Here is a 780-nt window from a genome sequence, read left to right on the forward strand (position 1 = left end):
TACAATCTTTAAAACCACTTGGGTGTTGTATGGTTAAGCCTCACGGGTAATTAGTATTGGTTAGCTCAATGCCTCGCAGCACTTCCACACCCAACCTATCAACGTTGTAGTCTCCAACGACCCTTTAGGGAGCTTAAAGCTCCAGTGAGAACTCATCTCAAAGCCTGCTTCCCGCTTAGATGCTTTCAGCGGTTATCAGTTCCGAACGTAGCTACCGGGCAATGCTATTGGCATAACAACCCGAACACCAGCGGTTCGTCCACTCCGGTCCTCTCGTACTAGGAGCAGCCCTCTTCAATTCTCAAACGCCCACGGCAGATAGGGACCGAACTGTCTCACGACGTTCTAAACCCAGCTCGCGTACCACTTTAAATGGCGAACAGCCATACCCTTGGGACCGACTTCAGCCCCAGGATGTGATGAGCCGACATCGAGGTGCCAAACACCGCCGTCGATATGAACTCTTGGGCGGTATCAGCCTGTTATCCCCGGAGTACCTTTTATCCGTTGAGCGATGGCCCTTCCATACAGAACCACCGGATCACTATGACCTACTTTCGTACCTGCTCGACGTGTCTGTCTCGCAGTTAAGCTGGCTTATGCCATTGCACTAACCGTACGATGTCCGACCGTACTTAGCCAACCTTCGTGCTCCTCCGTTACTCTTTGGGAGGAGACCGCCCCAGTCAAACTACCCACCAGACAGTGTCCCCAAGCCCGATAAGGGCCCTAGGTTAGAACATCACGCATACAAGGGTGGTATTTCAAGGTTGGCTCCAC

Annotated in this window: 1 rRNA gene; it reads right to left on the reverse strand. The window is 52.3% G+C overall.

The annotated features are described in order from the left end of the window. Nucleotides 1-29: 29 nt before the first annotated feature. Nucleotides 30-780: ribosomal RNA gene (locus AC27HL_RS19545) — 23S ribosomal RNA — on the reverse strand; the annotation flags it as partial.

The sequence above is a fragment of the Colwellia aquaemaris genome (genome assembly GCF_057548755.1).